This is a genomic window from Paraburkholderia sp. EG304, from assembly GCF_046543485.1.
In the GTDB taxonomy this organism is placed as follows: domain Bacteria; phylum Pseudomonadota; class Gammaproteobacteria; order Burkholderiales; family Burkholderiaceae; genus Paraburkholderia; species Paraburkholderia youngii.
Map to the genome: position 1 here is coordinate 1 of NZ_JBKGUA010000331.1, position 469 is coordinate 469.

Consider the following 469-nt stretch of genomic DNA (forward strand, 5'->3'; position numbering starts at 1 on the left):
GTACTGGTCGATGTTGCTGCCGTTGGGGGCCAGCGTGATGGCGAACTTGTCGCCGCGCAGCTCCTTGAGACGCTTGCTGATCCACACCACGTCGCTGGCGGCCATCGGGGTGCTGCCCTCGATGTCCCAGTCGATGCCGTCGAGCGGCAGCTTGGCGTTGACGTTCATGACGCCGCGGACGAAGGCCTCGCGGTTGGCGACGTTGACGTGACCGCCGGCGCCGCCGATGGAGGCGACGATCCGAACGCCGCGGGCGCGCAGCTCCTTGGCGTCGGCCAGGAAGCTGGCCTCGGACTGCGAGCCCCAGCCGACCAGGCGCGGCTCGTCACCCTGCAGGAACGACAGGTTCACGACGTTGACCTGGCTGGGAAGGTTGCGCAGCTGCGGGGAGCCGGAGTTCGACCACATCATGTGGTAGAGCGACTGCACCTTGGCCGGGAGACCCATCGGGGCGGTGGACCCGGACACG

1 protein-coding gene is annotated in these 469 nt (G+C 68.4%); it reads right to left on the reverse strand.

All coding sequences use genetic code 11. From position 1 onward, the window contains the following. On the reverse strand, window positions 1-447 hold a 447-nt coding region (locus tag ACLFKU_RS44135; protein WP_410853445.1), incomplete at its 3' end, for a glycosyl hydrolase family 18 protein. Window positions 448-469 lie beyond the last annotated feature (22 nt).